Raw genomic sequence first — 17,021 nt, forward strand, 5'->3', positions numbered from 1 at the left:
TTTTAGATATATGGCTTTAAATGTTTTATTGTTGTTTAAAATCTATATAAGGTGCTTTAAAAGTTGTTACTTTTTCTTTGTTGTAGAAGAAGTTTGCTATATAATAGAGGAGAATGGAGTGATTTCTGTGGAACTTGTACTTATGACTTATGATGATTATCCAATTATCAAATCTTTTTATCAAGATAAAGATGTTATGAAGATGATTACAGGAGATGTTTTGAGTGAACAGGAAATGAAAGAGAAATGGGAAATAATCACTTCATGGAACCATGATCTCAAATATGGATATTATTTAGGCTTTGATCAAGATCTTTTAGTAGGTGTTGGATGTTTAAAACCATATTCTCATGGTGTTGAAGTTGGATATATGATTTATCCAAGATATTGGCGTCAAGAGTATGGGAAGCAGATTTGTTATGAGCTGATGAAGATTGTAGAGACAATGACAGTTCAAAGAATAGTTGCTTATATTGATCCGCTAAATATACCATCTAAAAAGATATTAGAGTCATATGGATTTCAAAGTATATATCAAAAAGGGGATGAGGAGCTTTTGGAAAAGAAGAAAAATAGGATTACAGGATATACAGGTTTATATGGGATTGTTGCGAATCCAATCAGACATTCATTTTCACCAATGATGCATAATACAGCATTTCAAACATTAGGAATAGATGATGTTTATTTAGCATTTGAAGTTGCAGAAAATCAGCTATCTGATTATATAACCAGTGTAAAAACATTAAATATCAAAGGATTTAATGTTTCTATGCCATATAAATTAAAAATTATGGATTATTTAGATGATTTGACAACTGAGGCAAAACTTTGTCAGGCAGTTAATACAGTCAAAAATGTGAATGGAAAATTAATTGGACATATCAGTGATGGAAAAGGATTTGTCATGGCATGTGAAGAAAGAGAATGGCATATTCAAAATCAAAAGATTGTTGTTTTAGGGGCAGGTGGGGCTGCTTGTGCAATCATTGTAGAGATGGCGTTACAAGGTGCAAAAGAGATTGTTGTTTATAATCGTAGTGAGAAACCTTTTATAAAGGAGCTTAATCAAAAGTTAAATTGTGATATTCATTTAAAATCTTTGAGTAATAAAGATGAGTTAAAACAGGATTTAAAGGATGCCTATTTATTAGTTCAAACAACAAATGTTGGGATGAGTCCAAATGTTGATCAGTGCTTGATTGATGAATCGTATTTGTCTCATCAATTAAAAGTAGCAGATATCATTTATAAGCCAGCTCAAACGAAACTATTAAAAATGGCAGAAAGATTGGGGCTAGAGTATATGAATGGTGAAGGAATGATTTTATATCAAGGGGCTGTATCTTTTGAATTTTGGACTGGGCAAAAAATGCCTATTAAGGAAGTAAAAATTGCATTAGGAATGGAGTGAAAAATATGAAAGAAATTGTTATAGCATCTACCAATCAAGGGAAAATCAAGGAAATAAAAGCAATGTTGAATGAAATTGGTATTGAAGTTCGTTCAATTCAAGATGTTTTTGAAAAAGAAATAGATATTGAAGAAACTGGTCAAACATTTCAAGAGAACGCTTTGATTAAAGCGCAAACAATTTGTAATATGATCAATAAACCAACATTAGCAGATGATTCAGGTTTAGAAGTTGATGCCTTAAATGGAGCACCTGGTATTTATTCAGCAAGATTTATGGGACATGATACAAGTTATGATATAAAGAATCAATATATTATAGATGCTGTCAAAGGTAAAGAAAGAGGTGCTCGATTTGTATGTGCAATGGCTTTATGTATACCTCATGAAGATCCTATCTTAATTGAAGAATATTTTTATGGTGAGATATATGATCATATAGAAGGAGAAAATGGATTTGGGTATGATCCTATTTTCTATGTACCTGAGTTACATAAAACATCTGCCGCATTAACATTAGCAGAAAAAAATCAATATTCACATCGTGCAAAAGCTTTAAGAAAACTATATCAAATATTAAAAGGCAAACCATAATTTCTTCTATGATTTGCTTTTGTTTTATTCATTATCTGGTTCCATGACATGAAACTGATGATACATAAATTCATCATTATATATTTGGTCATAGATTTCACCTGATCTTGATTTCGAAAGGTTGTTTCTGCAAATGCACTATATGTAACAATTAAGTCAAATGTTATAAAAATAACAGATATCATATAGCTGGTATGAGCAATGCAAAAAGGAATTTTTTCAAACTATTTTGATATATAAGGATAAATGACTTTCATAAGAACACTTCCATCTCTATCCAATAACTCCATTATAACAATCACTTTTCAAATAATAAAATTGACATTTTTCTCCATCAAATAAAGAAACATAGTTTTGGTATTTCTTATTTAGTAATGTTATGATAAAATACAGAAGATGTAGTCAATGGAGGTAGAAAATGAATCATATCGTATTAGTCCATCCAGCAATTCCACAGAATACTGGAAATATCATGAGAACATGTGTAGCAACACACTCAAAATTACATATTATTAAACCAATGGGCTTTTCATTAGATGATAAACATATGAAAAGAGCAGGATTAGATTATATTAAAGATTTAGAAATGGAAATCTATGAAAACTGGGAAGAATTTGTAACACAAAATCCAGGTGATTATCATTTCTTTACACGTTATTCTAAACTTTGTTATACTGATCAAAATTATGTATCAGATCAAGATCAATATATTTTATTTGGGCATGAACATGATGGTATTCCGCATGATATCTTAAAAGATCATCTGGATGAATGTGTTCGTATTCCAATGGATGGGAATGCTAGAAGCCTCAATTTATCTAACTGCGTGGCTATTGGTATATATGAGGTTTTACGTCAGCAAAATTATCCAAAATTATCAAAAGTAGAGGTTCAAAAAGGTGCAGACTTTATTTACGAAGAGTAGAAAGAGGGATATTGTCTTAGCGCTTTTCTTAACAGTCTTTATCATCTGTTTAGCTGTCATTATAACTGTTTTTTTTAAACAGTTATATTATTTTGATATTGATTATTTAAAGATTGCAGAATCAACTGGTCTTTCTCGAGAAGTTATTCAAAAAAATTATGATGTTCTTATTCAGTATCAAAGTATTTTCTATCAGGGGAGTTTAAATTTGCCAGACTTTGTGATGTCAAATACAGGGAGAATTCATTTTGAAGAAGTCAAAAGAGTTTTTGAAATGATACAAATCACTTTTGTTGTTACAGGAATTATATCAGCAGTCATGATTTATTTGAATGTGAAGCAAAAAGAATATCGTTTCTTACCATTAACATCATTCTTTTCTGTTGCTATTCCATCCGTATTAGGATTTTTTGTTGCATTAGATTTTGATAAAGCATTTGTTATTTTTCACAACATTGTCTTTAGAAATGATTATTGGATTTTTGATTATACAACTGATCCAGTGATTACAATTTTACCTGAATCATTCTTTATGCATTGTTTCATGATGATTATTGTGATTGTTATTATGATAAGTGTTCTTTGTTATGTACTGTATAAAAAGAAGAGAAATCAAATACTCGCAGGATAAGATGAAGTTATCCTGTTTTTTTATAAATTCATTGACTAACTTGTTATATAATGTTATATTGTGAATGTAATTTGTTATAAGATGTAATAAATAAAAAGAAAAGAGGGATAATTATGCGTCCAGAACTTGTTATTTTTGATGTTGATGGCTTAATGTTAGATACTGAAGCAAGGTGGCAACAAGCTTGGCAGGAAGTTGGTTTAAAACATGGGATTAGTGATTTGGGGTATACAACTTTTTTAAGATGTGTTGGAAGAAACGGTAAAGAAGTTGAGAGAATTGTTGTTGAGGATTTGAATAGTTCTCAACAAGCAGAAATGATTTTGGAAGAAGCTCGTATTTATGGTAGACAATTATTGGCAGAAAGAATTGATCCAAAGCCAGGGATCTATGAATTATTAGAACTTTTAGATCATCTTCAAATTCCTAAAGCAGTTGCAACTGCGACCGATAGAGACTTAACAATAGAAAGATTAACGAGACTGAACTTGCTTCATCACTTTGATTATATGCTATGTGGTGATGAAGTGACTCACAGAAAACCAAATCCAGAAATATATCAAAAAGTGATTCAGCACTTTGGTGTTGAAAGTCATAAGGCCCTGGTTTTAGAAGATTCAACTGTAGGGGTAGAAGCGGCTTATCGTGCTCATATACCTTGTATTATGATTCCGGATTTAATTGGCGCACAAGCTCTTCAACAACAACAGACTATAGCTATTTTATCTTCTTTACATGAGGTTATTGAATTATTTGAATAAACTGTAAAGTATCGCTTTTTCTTTTGAATAAGGATATAATAGAAGTATCATAAGTGAGGTAAGAATATGAAATTAGATGATAATAATTCAATGCCCCTGTATTTACAATTAAAAAATACGATTAAAGGATTAATCGACAGTGGTGAAATTAAAAAGGGAGAGAAAATTTTATCAGAATATGAACTTTGTGAGAAATACAATGTCAGTCGTATTACGGTTAGAAACGCACTTGCTGAATTAGAGTCAGAAGGCTATTTGATTAAGAAACAGGGAAAGGGAACCTTTGCAACAACACCTAAACTTTTTAGACCTTTAGAAGATAGTATTGGTTTCACTGAATCATGTAAAAATGCAGGAATGCAAAGTTCTTCAATTGTCTTAAAAAGAGAGGTTTTGCCATTAGATGATCGTATGCAAAACTTCTTAAAATTAAATGATAATGATCAGGTTTTGTATATTCAAAGATTAAGATTAGCAGATGGTATTCCATTGATGATAGAGAATAATTATTATTCTTATCAGAATTATAGATTTTTAATGAATGAACCTTTAACTGGTTCACTTTATGAGTTATTAGCAGAAAAAAAGGGAATTGTTTGTGACCGCTCATTAAAAACTGTTATTACTGTCACGACTGCAAATGGTGAACATGTGAAGTTATTACAAGTTCCAGTAGGTGCACCATTGTTTGTAATGGATGGTATTATGGGGGATAAAAATGGATTCCCTGTTCATTATAGTTTACAGTATATTGTTGGTGAAAAATATTCATTTGTAAGATAATTATGAAAAAAGGAAAAAGAGTGTTTGAATTCTCAAAAAAGTGTTGAGTCTTCAAACACTTTTTTTATTTTATTTATAAAAATTTATAATGATATTATGTTGAAAGGGGGAGTGAAAATGGATGTTATGAAACATTATATAGGAACAAGAGCATTTTATAAACGAGCGAGTTTATTAGCTATCCCATTAGCCATTCAACAACTGGTAAGTAGTTGTATGGGAATTATTGATTCTTTAATGGTCTCATGGATTCATCAGGTGACAGCAGTTGGAACAGCTGTCCAAATTGAGACATTATGTAGTGCAGTTGCATGGGGTGCAATTGCTGGAACTGGTATTTTTTCAGCACAATTTTATGGTGCTAAAGATCATGATAATCTCAAGCGAACATTTGGACTAAGCGTTATTCTGGGTCTTGGCATAGGTCTTATCTGGCTACTCATTGCAGCACTCTTTGGTAGAAAGATTATCGCTTTTTATATACAGGACCCTAACGTGATTGCAAATAGTCATCAGTATTTAATGATTGCCATGTTTTCATATATACCATTATCTTTAGGATTCTCATTTAGTTATATTTATCGCAGTATTCAAAAAACAAAGGTACCTCTTATCATTGGTATAGCTGCAATGGGAATCAATATTTTTGTCAATTATGTTTTAATATTTGGATATTTTGGATTCCCAGAATTAGGAATACAAGGAGCAGCAATAGGGACTCTCATAGCACAAAGTTTTGTTCTTATTGTCAATATTGTTTATGCTTATGCAACAAAGCAAGAATTCATTGGGACATTTCATGAAATGTTTTCGCTGGATTATCACTTTGTGAGGCCAATCATGCGTAAAATTCAGCCATTAATATGGAATGAATTGATGTTTGGCTTTGGTTCAACACTTTTTGTCAAAGCGTTTGGAGCACTAGGAACAAGTTCAATGGATGCGTATTATGTTGGTGCGAAATTATCAGATGTTTTTAATGCACTGGTGACAGGTATATCTAATGCAACAGCAGTTATGCTAGGCGTTGCATTAGGATCTGGTGATGTAGAAAAAGCAAGGGAAGAAGGGAACTACTTTGTTGGAATGGCAGCTATTTTGGCTGTTATGTCTATTGTTTTTATTTTTGGATGTTCGCATCAACTCGTCTCTATATTTCAGTTAGAAGATTCTTATGTTGTTGGACAAGCAATCGCCATTGTCAAAGTTTTCTCATTAAAAATTGCTTTGAGAATGTTTATTGTTATTGTGTTCTCATCATTAAGAGCGGGTGGTGATTCAAAAATATTGGCCATTTTAGATAGTGGATTCATGTGGCTTATTGGTATTCCTTTAGCTTTTATAAGTGTACATCTCTTTCATATTCAAAGTATTGCACTTGTATTCTTCATTTGTCAGCTGGAACAAGTGATTCGTGTTTATTTTGGAATGAAACGTTATAACCAAGGGAATTGGGCTATTAACTTAACAACTCTTATTTCTAAATAAGAAAAAAATTGAGAGTCTTGATATGCATTGATAAAATAATGATAGATTCGTCTCTCTTATACAATTTCATTGTTTCAGTGTCGAAATGTGTTGATGAGTGTTGAAAATAATCAAGAATATCAAAAAAACGAGAAAGTGTGTCAAAGAATTCAACACTATTGTTATAAGATGTCATAATACGATATATTGGAAGTGTAAGGCAGGGATGAATCAGAAAACTCATGAAAGGATGATAAAAATGGCCAACAGTACAAAAGATCTTATATTAAGCTATCTGAGTGATCTGAGTGAGAACTTCGACTTTACTCAAGTCAATCATTTCACTGCTTCATCAATAAGTGATGAAATGCATATCAGCAGAAGCCTTGCAAGTCAGTATCTCAATGAACTTGTCAAAGAGAAATCAGTCATGAAGATTAATTCACGACCAGTCTACTTCTTTCATCGTAAAAAGATGGAAGAACTCTATCAAACAACATTTCAAGAAGAAGATTTCTATGATTTAGAAGAAGTCAAAGAATATGTTGCTACACATTCAAAAGGGGAAGGTGATTATTCACAAATTATTGGTAGTGATAAATCACTTGCTGGAGTCATTAAACAGTTAAGAGAAAGCTTTGAATATCCACCATCTGGATTACCCATGATTGTATATGGAGAAAGAGGAACTGGCAAACGGACATTATGTACAACGATATTTGATAATGCAGCAAGAAAAGGAGTCATTGATGAAAATACAAAACTGATGAAACTAGAATTTTCACCAGGACATAATGAAGATTTACTTCATAAAGTTTTTGGACAGAAGAATAAAATAGGCATGATTGATTCATATGATCATATTGTCTTTATGCTTTGTGGAATACAGCATATGTCAGAAGATTTTCAAAATAGATTATGTCAATTGATTGAAATGGATAAAAGTCACTATAGAGGTCAATACAAAAATAAAATTATTCGTTATATGTTTATTTGTGATACAAATCCAAACTTATTCATAAATGAAAGACTTCTTAAAAATATACCTGTTATTTTAAATGTTCCATCATTAAAAGAGAAAAGCAATGAAGAAAAAGAAGAATTAATCATTCACTTTATTCAACAAGAAGGCAAGAAAATGGAGAAAACAATAAAAATCAGTAATGTCGTTCTCAGAGCTCTTGTCAATGGTGACTATGATAACAATATGATTGGACTTCAATCAACCATTCGTATTATGTGTGCAAGTGCACTCAGAGAAAGTGCAGGAAAAAGTGAAGCTATTATACATACATATCATTTACCAGAACACCTTTTAACAACAATGCCCATTATGATTGATGAAGATGTTATTTACATAGATACAACAACTTACAAAAAAAGTGAACAAATTGATTTTATATTAGATTATTTCAATCGTATCTTTAAGCCTTTTTTAAAAACAGAACATTTTCTTGAAGCATTAACAGAAAGTAAACATAACTTTGATTTATTAGGTGATTATCTTTCTTATAAACAAAGAATTCCACCTGTGAGAATCAAAGGAACAGAGATTTCTTTATCCAATATCTTAGATATTGTTTTAAAGAAACGTTATATGAATTTACCAAGTGGATTTTGTTGTACTTTAGCTAAATTAATTTATATACATGACCTTTATAGTTCATCAATCCAAAAATGGCGTCAGGATAATCGAAATTTAATTGATGATGCTTTAAATCAGATGAAAACACATCTTTTCAATGAATCTATGATTGTTGAAGATATTACAAGACTCATGTATACAAATCTTGAAATCAATACAACGGATATCTTATCAGCAATTATGATGATTTATATACATCATTATAATTCAGAAATAACCAATCGTAAGATTTTTGGTATGATTGTCTGTCATGGCTATTCAACTGCAACGAGTATTGCAGATGCAGTGAATAGTTTACTTGAAACATATGTTTTTGATGCAGTAGATATGCCATTAGATATCACAGTTGATGAGATTAAAGAAATCCTGATGGAAAGATTAAATCGTATGAATCATAATGCTGATGTTATTGTTATGGTGGACATGGGGTCTTTAGAACAGTTAGGAAAAAGTCTAAGTACAGCAATTAACTGTAATGTTGGTGTTATTAATAATGTATCTACAAGATTAGCACTCAATGTTGGTAACTGTATTTTAAATGATAAAGACCTCAAAACAACATTGCAAAAGGTCAGTGAAAATTCACTTGCTCATTATACAATCATTGATCGTAAAAAGAATGATACGATTTTATTTATAAGTGAAAGTGGCATTCATATGGCACAAAGAATGCGTGAATTATTTGAAAATAGTTTTCCACTTCAAGTTCCAGTTGATTTAGAGGTATGTGATTATAATCAATTGCTTGCAAGTGGGGCAAATCATGAATTCTTTTCTAGCAACAATGTTCTCTTTATGACTGGAACAGCAAATCCACATATTGAGGGTCAGATCTTTATAGCCTTAGAGGAAATTATCTCTGGTAATAACATAGATGTCATTATGAATCGTTTATCTAAATACTTAAAACCAGATGAGTTAAATCAATTACTTGATGATTTAAGAAAGAATTTTACTCTTCAAAATGTCGTTGGTTATTTAACAATCTTAAATCCAAAAGTCTTATTAGATAATGTTAGTTTAGCAGTTGAAACATTACAAGAGCATCTTCAAAAAAGATTTGGTGGAAAAACACTGATTGGAATATATATTCATGTTTGTTGCCTGATTGAAAGACTTGTTACAAAATCAGCTATTACTGAATTTAATAATTTAGAAGATTTCAAAAAAGATAATCATGTTTTTATTCAAGATGTTCATGATTCCTTTCAAACGTTATCAAAAAGATATAATATTACGATTCCAACAAGTGAAATTGCATATCTTTATGAGTTTATTGCAGCTGATGAAGAAGGTTTTGAAGATGGAGAATTATTATCAAAATTAGATAGGAAATAGGGGAAAGAGAAATGAAAAGTGATAAAAAAGTTGTGATAGTAACACATGGCCATCTCGCAGATGGATTGGTAAGTGCACTGCAAATTATTGTTGGAGAGCTACCACAGGTGAAAACGGTTTGTGGATACACATCATCAGATTTTAATTTAGATGAAACAGTTCAGGAAATCATGAATAATCATAATTTTGAAACTCATGATCTGGTTGTTTGTACAGATATGATGGGGGGAAGTGTGAATAATGGATTTGTGAAATATTTAGGGCAATACCCATTTCATTTGATTACAAATACCAACTTAGCATTTTTAGTTGATTTACTCTTAACACCTGGTGGTATCAATAAAGAAATGTTAACCAAAAAAGCGAAAGAGGAACTGGTATCTGTGAAATATATAAATAGCATGGTTGAAAACTTTCATGAAGCAGATGATTTATAAAAGAACGGAGGTGAAAAAATGATTAAAGCAGTGAGAATTGATCATCGTTTGGTACATGGTCAAGTGGCATTTACTTGGACACATTTCTTAGCAGCAACAAGAATTATTGTCATTGATGATAAAGCGGCAAATGATGAGTTTCAAAAAATGGCATTAAATATGTCAAAACCAGCAGGTGTAAAATTGAATATCTTTACTGTTGAAAAAGCATTATCAAAGATGCCAAAGGTGGAAACATTGAATGATACTATCTTTATCATCTTTGGATGTACAAGAGATGCAGCAAGATTTATTGAACAATATCCAAACTTTAAAGAGATTAATTATGGAGGAATTGCTAAAAAAGAGGGTTCAAAATCATATGGAGATGTTGTTTATTTGAATGAGGAAGAGAGAGAAGATACAAAGAAAATTATGAGTTGTGGAACTTCTGTCTTTATGCAACAGCTTCCTACAACCAAGAGAGAAGAATTAAAATTATAGAATTGAGGAGGAAAAAGGATGTTATTGAATGCAGTTGTTGTTGGATTGATTGCAGTCTTTGCAAGAATCGATTCACGTATGTTAGGGCGTTTAAACTTTGAAAGACCATTGATTACATGTACACTTGTAGGTCTCTTCTTAGGAGATGTAAAAACAGGACTCGCTGTTGGGGCATCAATGGAAATGGTAAATTTAGGATTTATGAGTATTGGGGCTTCTGGATTTGATATGAATATGGGGTCTATTGCAGGATGTGCTTTGGTTATCATGACTGGAGCGAATATTGAAACAGCTTTGGCAATTGCCACACCAATGACTTTATTGATTACACTTATTGAAACAGGGGCAAGTGTTGTTCGTATCAGTATGACACATATGTGTGATAATTATGTGGAAAAAGGTGAATATCAAAAGGCTAAACTTGTTGATATTTTCTGGGGACCATTATTATATGCTGTTTGTACTTTTATACCAGTTTTCATGGCAGTCTATTTAGGTGCAGATGTGATTAATGCAATTGTGAATGCAGTTCCACAATTTGTATTAGATGGTATTACTTTGGGGGCTAATTTGGTTGCATTCTTTGGATTTGCTATGTTGTTATCAGTTATGATTACTAAGAAAAATGCTATATTCTTCTTCCTAGGATTTGCCATTGCAGCTTATTCAGGATTGAGTTTAACAGCTATTGCAATTATTTCAGTGATTATGGCAATCTTGTTTTATCAATTTAAATATGGTGATGGTTCATCTCTTCAAGGAGCAGGAGCTTCTGTTGATGAGTTAGATGAACTAGATGATGAACTTGATGATTAAGGAGGAAAGAGAGATGTCACAAAAGGGATTAGAAACACAAAGAAATTATCCGTTACATAAAAAAGTCAGAGAGTTTTTCTGGGGTGGCTGGTGTATGCAGACAAACTGGAATTATGAAAGACAAATGAATACAGCATTTATGTGGGGAATTTCTAAAACTTTAGATCGTTTATATCCAGACCCAAAAGATGAAGAGAAGAAAAAAGAAAGATATAGAGCTTCATTAGAATTCTTCAATATCACACCACAGTTTGGTGCATTTGTATTAGGTTTAACAGCAGCAATGGAAGAAGAATATGCTGAAAAACCAGATGTCTTTGACCCTAAGATGATTACTTCAGTAAAAACTGCATTAATGGGACCATTATCAGGAATTGGTGATTCTTTATTCCAAGGGACTGTGAGAATTATTGCAATGAGTATTGGAATATCTTTAGCCCAACAGGGATCTATATTAGGACCAATTCTCGCTATGCTCATTTCATTTGGTGTCAGTTTTCCAATCACCTGGTATGGAGCAAAATTAGGATATACGAAAGGGCAGGAATTAATTCGCCAGATTTCAGAAAGCAATTTAATGGATAAATTAATGTATGGTTGTTCAATTGCAGGATTGATGGTTGTTGGTGGTATGGCCGCAACATTAGTGAATGTGACAACACCATTGGCTTATGGCGAAACATTAGTTGTCCAAGATATCTTAAATGGTATTATGCCACAGATGTTACCATTAGCACTAACTGGATTTATGTATTTCTTAGTGAAAAAAGGAGTTCATCCAATTGTTATTGTTATTTGTTGTTTTATTGCTGGAATTATCTTAAATTACTTTGGTATATTAGCAGCTTAGAACTAACTTAGAAATAAGTTAATTCATATATTATTGAACGTTAGAAAAAGATAAAAGAGGAGGAAAAGAAAAATGTTCGATGTTAAAAAAATGATTGAAGAAATTACTTCAGAAAAGGAAATTAAAAACATTAGTTTTACAGGAGTAGGAGGTTCACTTGCTTGTTTCTATGCACCATACTATTATGTAAGTAGAGAAGCGAAAAATGTAACAACAAGTTATACTTCTTCTAATGAATTTGTTCATGATACACCATCATGTATTGGTGAAAACTCTATTGTTGTGATTTCATCTCGTGGTGGAAATACTGCTGAAACAGTTGAGGCAGGGCGTGTTGCAAAAAGATTAGGTGCAACTGTTATTGGAATGACACATGAAGAAGGGGATAACGGTATTCATGAGGTTTCTGACTATGTCATTTTGTTTAAAGATTTATCTGAGGATGTTTATGAGGTCAGCAAAACTGGATATATCTTACGTATTGCTATTGAAACACTACATCAGGTTGAAGGAACTGGAAATTATGAATTGATGCTTGATGCTATGAAAAAAATGAATACGCTTATCCCAGCTGCTGAAAAAGCAATTATTCCAGAAGCAATTAAGTTCTCAATCAACTATAAAGATGATAAGATTATCTACACAATGGGTTCTGGTACTGCTTGGTCAGCTGCTCAACAACAACAAATCTGTATTTTAATGGAAATGCAATGGATTCATTCTGCAGTTATCCATACTGGTGAATTCTTCCATGGACCATTTGAAATCACTAATCCAGATACAGCATTCTTATTATTAAAATCAACTGGTAAAACAAAACCATTAGACGAAAGAGCAATTTCTTTCTTAAGTCAATATAATCATCATTTTACAGTTATTGATGCAGAAAAATATGGTATGAACGAATTAGGTGAAGTGAGTGAGTATTTTGACTATGATTTCCATACAGCTATGTTAGGCGTTTTCAATCATTTACTTGCTGATATGAGAGACCATCCATTAAGTAAAAGAAAATATATGTGGAAATATCAATATTAGAGTGAACGATCTGACAGTCAAGACTGTCAGATTCATTCTTTAAAAGGGGTGATAAATATGTTTAAAGAGATGCGACGTCATTTACAAAAACTATCATTACAAGAAAATAAAGATATTCTAACAAAAGCCACATCAGGTGTTTTAGCAGTCAGTGGAGAAGATGGGTATCCTTATGCTGTTCCCATGAGTTTTGCATTTGATCATAAACGTTTGATTTTTCATTGTGCCAAAACAGGGCATAAATTAGAGAGTGTTTTGAGAAATGATAAAGTTTCTTTTTGTGTCATTGATCAAGATATTATTATTCCTAAAGAATATACAACCTACTTTCGAAGTGTCATTGTTTTTGGAAGGACACATATTCTACTTGACGAAAAAGAAAAGCAAAAAGCATTTGAAATATTAGCTGCTAAATACTCACCAAATGATCAAGAAGGACGTTTAGCAGAGATTCATAAATTGTTTAAACAAACAGTTATTATTGTTTTAGACATTGAATATATGAGTGGAAAAGAGTCTATTGAACTGAAAAACAAAACATAATGATAAAGGAGAGTGATAGATATGAGTGAAGGTAAAGCACATTTCTATTGTGGGATTGTTGCTGTTATTTGGGGGTTAGGATTTATTGCAGTTGATCAAGCACTTCTATCATTCTCTTGTTTTGATATTTTGCTTATACGTTTTCTAGGTTCATCTATATTAGCATGGTTACTCATTATTAAAGATATCAAAAAGATTCATATCAAAACAGTTAAAAAAGGTGTCATTAATGGAACTTTCTTATTTATTGCTTATGCATTACAGACTTATGCACAAACATTAACAAGTGTTAGTAATAATGCATTTCTTTCAGCTTCAGGTGTTGTGATGGTTCCTTATTTTTGTTATTTGGTCTTTAAGAAAAAACCAAACACAATACAAATCTTAAGTTCCTGTTTATGCTTGATTGGAATTGCTATTTTAACATCATCAAAAATGTCTTTTCAAGTTGGAGATATTCTTGCCTTAGGATGTGCTATTTTCTTTGCTATACATCTTGTCTCTTTACAATATACTTGTGTTTTAGAAGATAGCCGTGTCATCAATGCTGTTCAACTTTTAACAAGTGCTATTTTATCAATTCCTTGTACTTTGTTCTTTTCAAGAACGCCTACTGATATATCATTAATGTCTATTATGTCTTGCCTTTATATTGTTGTGTTTGCAACCTTTCTCTGTTTCTTTTTACAAACAAAAGCACAACAAGCTGCCAGTGCAAGTAGCTGTTCAGTAATTTTATCAACTGAAAGTCTATTTGCAGTTATCTTTTCAGTTATTTTACTCAATGAGAGTATTCATATTCATTTATTAGTAGGTGGATTGCTTATTCTTTTGTCAGTGATACTTGTTCAAACATCCTCCCTTAAAATTGTTATCAACAAAGTCATGAAAAAAGAATAAATGAGAAAACATATCATAAAAGTGATATGTTTTTTAGTTATAAATATAAATATGTTTGCTTTTAGTACTGTATGATTAACTGTTTTTTATAATAGTACAGAAATTTTTGAGTGTAAAATGAGTATATTTGCCATATATCTTTTCTTTATCCAATTTTTTATATTTGAAAGAATGGAGTTATAGGATGAAATATAATATCAAGGGATATTTATTGATAAGTGGGAATACTTTATTATCTATGTAACAATAGAATGATGTCATGAAGTTATGAAAAATAATTTTCTTTCTTGTGATGAGGGATATAATTATGTTCATTTGTCTAAATTAAAAAGAGTGGGGTGATAAATTGAAAAAAATAATCAAGTATGTTTTTTTGATTTTCTGTTTGATATTATGTAGTTGTCAAAATAACAGGCAATCTCCTAGTGAAACAGAAAAACAAAATATTCAAAACTTTATATCACAAATAGAAAGTGAAAGTCTAGAGTATAATCAGTTTATGATTGATTTTCAAAATATACAACAAAATCCTGAACTTCCTACAGGATGTGAAGTCACATCATTAGCTATGGTTTTAAATCATCTAGGTTATAAAATTGATAAATGCATATTGGCTGATGATTTCTTAAATAAAGGAGAAATAGGAAGCACAGATTTTTCAGAAGCCTTTGTAGGTAATCCAAGAGATGATGAGGGCTATGGATGCTATGCTAATGTTATTCAAGAATGTGCTCAGGATTACCTGACATCTATTGATGCTAAAGTGCAAGTTCTAAATCTGACTTCTACTGATTTTAAGACATTATTGCGTTATATTCAAAAAGGTATACCAGTTATCGTATGGACAACAATTGATTTAAATGAACCATATAGTACAATGGAATGGGAAATCAATGGTCATCATATTGAATGGTTAGCAAATGAACATTGTGTTGTCTTAACTGGTTATAATATAACTGATAATATTGTTTATGTTAGTGATCCACTTCAAGGTTCTGTTAAATATGATATGGATTTATTTATCAAAAGATATCATCAATTATCTTCACAGGCAATTGTCATTATATGATATGTAAGAAATAATAAAAAATTGGTTATAAAAGACCAATTTTTTTAAGTTCTTCTTTTAAATTCGCAAGATAGGGTAAGTGAATACCTTGAATACCTAATCGATTTCCTGCTTTTATATTTGCTAGTGAATCATCAATAAAAAGTGATTCTTCAGGATTTAAATGATAACGTTCTAAGAGAATCGTATAGATTTCTTCATCTGGTTTAACAACTTTTTCTTCAGCTGAAATAACACCACCCTCAAAGATATCAAAGAAATCATATTGTTGATACATTGTTTGAATTGCTTCTTTATGAAAGTTAGATAAGAGATATAAATGATAACCTTTCTTTTTTAATTCATAAGCTATTTCAACATTTTCTGTTATTGGAATTAACATTTGTGTCCAATTTTCTAAAACAGAAATAATTTCATCATGATAGTGAGGGTGTTTTAAAGTTAATGAATCAATAGCATCCTGTATCATCATTGTCCCCATATCTAATTCAACCCACTCATCACTTGCAAATATAATCATCATTAAATCTCCCATTTGAGGAGGAGAAAAATGTTTTTCTAGATATAATTCAGGTTGAAAACTTAATAATATATTACCAATATCAAAAATAATATTTTTCATAAAAGACTCCATTCATACAAAGTTCACATAAAATAACCATTATGTTCTTATATATTCTAACATGGAGGTATTCATGATGAAAGCATTTTTAGAAAAATACACTAGCATTAAATATATAATAATTTTTTTCATTATTTATATGATAGGATTTATATCTTTAGAAAACTGGACATCACCATACATGATAATAACTGATTCATGGATAGATAAATATATTCCTTTTAATGAATATTTTGTAATTCCTTACTTATTCTGGTTTGTATTTATTGCTTTAGGATTTGCTTACTTTGTTTTTATTGATCAAGTTGGATTAAAAAGAACTTGTTTCTATTTATTTTTAGGAATGAGTATCTCTTTGTTCATTTATTTTATTTTACCAAATGGACAGAATTTAAGAGTAGATATCCAACATGAAAATTTATTCCAAGATATTATTGCTTTTATTTACTCTATAGACTCATCAACTAATGTGTGTCCAAGCATCCATGTTTATAATAGTTTAATGATGATGATTTCTTTATTGAAAAGTGATAAAATAAAAATACATAGAATATTATCAATAGGAATTATAGGATTGGCATTCCTCATTTGTTTATCTACAGTTATGATTAAGCAACATGCTTTTATAGATGTCATTGTAGCTATGATTTTGGTTATTATTATTTATGTTATTGGAAACAGAAAATATGGATACTAGGAGAGAAAA

The 17,021-nt window shown here is 30.9% G+C and carries 18 protein-coding genes; 17 read left to right on the top strand and 1 reads right to left on the bottom strand.

The window, feature by feature from the left end:
- Window positions 1-127: 127 nt before the first annotated feature.
- From aroE to AC5M21_RS02565, 16 genes are all read left to right on the top strand, one after another.
- Window positions 128-1,414, top strand: coding sequence for a shikimate dehydrogenase (gene aroE / locus AC5M21_RS02490; RefSeq protein ID WP_237713645.1), 1,287 nt, complete (start codon window positions 128-130; stop codon window positions 1,412-1,414).
- A 5-nt stretch (window positions 1,415-1,419) separates the two neighbouring features.
- On the top strand, window positions 1,420-2,007 hold the full coding sequence (locus AC5M21_RS02495; RefSeq protein ID WP_008787262.1) for an XTP/dITP diphosphatase: 588 nt from the start codon (window positions 1,420-1,422) through the stop codon (window positions 2,005-2,007).
- Between the two features lie 418 nt (window positions 2,008-2,425).
- A complete protein-coding gene (locus AC5M21_RS02500) occupies window positions 2,426-2,932 on the top strand; it encodes a tRNA (cytidine(34)-2'-O)-methyltransferase (protein WP_008787263.1) in 507 nt (168 codons plus the stop codon).
- Window positions 2,907-3,563 (top strand): TIGR01906 family membrane protein, encoded by a 657-nt coding sequence (locus AC5M21_RS02505; RefSeq protein ID WP_008787264.1) that lies wholly within the window; start codon window positions 2,907-2,909, stop codon window positions 3,561-3,563. The genes AC5M21_RS02500 and AC5M21_RS02505 overlap by 26 nt, the downstream gene beginning before the upstream one ends.
- 113 nt (window positions 3,564-3,676) lie before the next feature.
- The gene (locus AC5M21_RS02510; RefSeq protein WP_008787265.1) at window positions 3,677-4,324 is read left to right on the top strand and encodes an HAD family hydrolase; all 648 of its coding nucleotides are present in this window, start codon (window positions 3,677-3,679) and stop codon (window positions 4,322-4,324) included.
- 66 nt (window positions 4,325-4,390) lie between these two features.
- Window positions 4,391-5,107, top strand: coding sequence for a GntR family transcriptional regulator (locus tag AC5M21_RS02515; RefSeq protein ID WP_008787266.1), 717 nt, complete (start codon window positions 4,391-4,393; stop codon window positions 5,105-5,107).
- Between the two features lie 117 nt (window positions 5,108-5,224).
- Entirely contained in the window at window positions 5,225-6,595 is a 1,371-nt protein-coding gene (locus AC5M21_RS02520) for an MATE family efflux transporter (RefSeq protein ID WP_008787267.1), read from the top strand.
- A 238-nt stretch (window positions 6,596-6,833) separates the two neighbouring features.
- On the top strand, window positions 6,834-9,557 hold the full coding sequence (locus AC5M21_RS02525; protein ID WP_008787268.1) for a PRD domain-containing protein: 2,724 nt from the start codon (window positions 6,834-6,836) through the stop codon (window positions 9,555-9,557).
- A gap of 11 nt (window positions 9,558-9,568) precedes the next feature.
- Complete coding sequence (locus AC5M21_RS02530) at window positions 9,569-9,994, top strand: PTS sugar transporter subunit IIA (protein ID WP_008787269.1); 426 nt, start codon at window positions 9,569-9,571, stop codon at window positions 9,992-9,994.
- Window positions 9,995-10,012: 18 nt separating this feature from the next.
- Window positions 10,013-10,477, top strand: a complete 465-nt coding sequence (locus tag AC5M21_RS02535; RefSeq protein ID WP_008787270.1) for a PTS sugar transporter subunit IIB — start codon at window positions 10,013-10,015, stop codon at window positions 10,475-10,477.
- A gap of 18 nt (window positions 10,478-10,495) precedes the next feature.
- The gene (locus tag AC5M21_RS02540; protein WP_008787271.1) at window positions 10,496-11,293 is read left to right on the top strand and encodes a PTS mannose/fructose/sorbose/N-acetylgalactosamine transporter subunit IIC; all 798 of its coding nucleotides are present in this window, start codon (window positions 10,496-10,498) and stop codon (window positions 11,291-11,293) included.
- 13 nt (window positions 11,294-11,306) lie between these two features.
- Window positions 11,307-12,143, top strand: coding sequence for a PTS system mannose/fructose/sorbose family transporter subunit IID (locus AC5M21_RS02545; RefSeq protein ID WP_008787272.1), 837 nt, complete (start codon window positions 11,307-11,309; stop codon window positions 12,141-12,143).
- 72 nt (window positions 12,144-12,215) lie between these two features.
- The gene (locus AC5M21_RS02550) at window positions 12,216-13,181 is read left to right on the top strand and encodes an SIS domain-containing protein (RefSeq protein ID WP_008787273.1); all 966 of its coding nucleotides are present in this window, start codon (window positions 12,216-12,218) and stop codon (window positions 13,179-13,181) included.
- Between the two features lie 57 nt (window positions 13,182-13,238).
- On the top strand, window positions 13,239-13,724 hold the full coding sequence (locus AC5M21_RS02555; RefSeq protein ID WP_008787274.1) for a pyridoxamine 5'-phosphate oxidase family protein: 486 nt from the start codon (window positions 13,239-13,241) through the stop codon (window positions 13,722-13,724).
- A gap of 21 nt (window positions 13,725-13,745) precedes the next feature.
- The gene (locus tag AC5M21_RS02560; RefSeq protein WP_008787275.1) at window positions 13,746-14,624 is read left to right on the top strand and encodes a DMT family transporter; all 879 of its coding nucleotides are present in this window, start codon (window positions 13,746-13,748) and stop codon (window positions 14,622-14,624) included.
- Between the two features lie 346 nt (window positions 14,625-14,970).
- Window positions 14,971-15,693, top strand: coding sequence for a C39 family peptidase (locus AC5M21_RS02565; protein WP_008787276.1), 723 nt, complete (start codon window positions 14,971-14,973; stop codon window positions 15,691-15,693).
- Between the two features lie 25 nt (window positions 15,694-15,718).
- Here AC5M21_RS02565 and AC5M21_RS02570 read toward each other — a convergent pair whose 3' ends face one another.
- On the bottom strand, window positions 15,719-16,315 hold the full coding sequence (locus AC5M21_RS02570; RefSeq protein WP_008787277.1) for an HAD family hydrolase: 597 nt from the start codon (window positions 16,313-16,315) through the stop codon (window positions 15,719-15,721).
- 73 nt (window positions 16,316-16,388) lie between these two features.
- On the opposite strand from AC5M21_RS02570, the gene AC5M21_RS02575 reads away from it, so the two are divergent.
- Window positions 16,389-17,012: a phosphatase PAP2 family protein gene (locus AC5M21_RS02575; protein ID WP_017143943.1), complete on the top strand. Its 624-nt coding sequence runs from the start codon at window positions 16,389-16,391 to the stop codon at window positions 17,010-17,012.
- Window positions 17,013-17,021: the final 9 nt, after the last annotated feature.

This window comes from Coprobacillus sp. (assembly GCF_984815275.1).

Coding starts and splice junctions, on each gene's coding strand:
- AC5M21_RS02495 (WP_008787262.1), top strand. CDS start 1,420: ATGAAAGAAATTGTTATAGCATCTACCAATCAAGGGAAAATCAAGGAA.
- AC5M21_RS02500 (WP_008787263.1), top strand. CDS start 2,426: ATGAATCATATCGTATTAGTCCATCCAGCAATTCCACAGAATACTGGA.
- AC5M21_RS02510 (WP_008787265.1), top strand. CDS start 3,677: ATGCGTCCAGAACTTGTTATTTTTGATGTTGATGGCTTAATGTTAGAT.
- AC5M21_RS02515 (WP_008787266.1), top strand. CDS start 4,391: ATGAAATTAGATGATAATAATTCAATGCCCCTGTATTTACAATTAAAA.
- AC5M21_RS02520 (WP_008787267.1), top strand. CDS start 5,225: ATGGATGTTATGAAACATTATATAGGAACAAGAGCATTTTATAAACGA.
- AC5M21_RS02525 (WP_008787268.1), top strand. CDS start 6,834: ATGGCCAACAGTACAAAAGATCTTATATTAAGCTATCTGAGTGATCTG.
- AC5M21_RS02530 (WP_008787269.1), top strand. CDS start 9,569: ATGAAAAGTGATAAAAAAGTTGTGATAGTAACACATGGCCATCTCGCA.
- AC5M21_RS02535 (WP_008787270.1), top strand. CDS start 10,013: ATGATTAAAGCAGTGAGAATTGATCATCGTTTGGTACATGGTCAAGTG.
- AC5M21_RS02540 (WP_008787271.1), top strand. CDS start 10,496: ATGTTATTGAATGCAGTTGTTGTTGGATTGATTGCAGTCTTTGCAAGA.
- AC5M21_RS02545 (WP_008787272.1), top strand. CDS start 11,307: ATGTCACAAAAGGGATTAGAAACACAAAGAAATTATCCGTTACATAAA.
- AC5M21_RS02550 (WP_008787273.1), top strand. CDS start 12,216: ATGTTCGATGTTAAAAAAATGATTGAAGAAATTACTTCAGAAAAGGAA.
- AC5M21_RS02555 (WP_008787274.1), top strand. CDS start 13,239: ATGTTTAAAGAGATGCGACGTCATTTACAAAAACTATCATTACAAGAA.
- AC5M21_RS02560 (WP_008787275.1), top strand. CDS start 13,746: ATGAGTGAAGGTAAAGCACATTTCTATTGTGGGATTGTTGCTGTTATT.
- AC5M21_RS02570 (WP_008787277.1), bottom strand. CDS start 16,315: ATGAAAAATATTATTTTTGATATTGGTAATATATTATTAAGTTTTCAA.
- AC5M21_RS02575 (WP_017143943.1), top strand. CDS start 16,389: ATGATGAAAGCATTTTTAGAAAAATACACTAGCATTAAATATATAATA.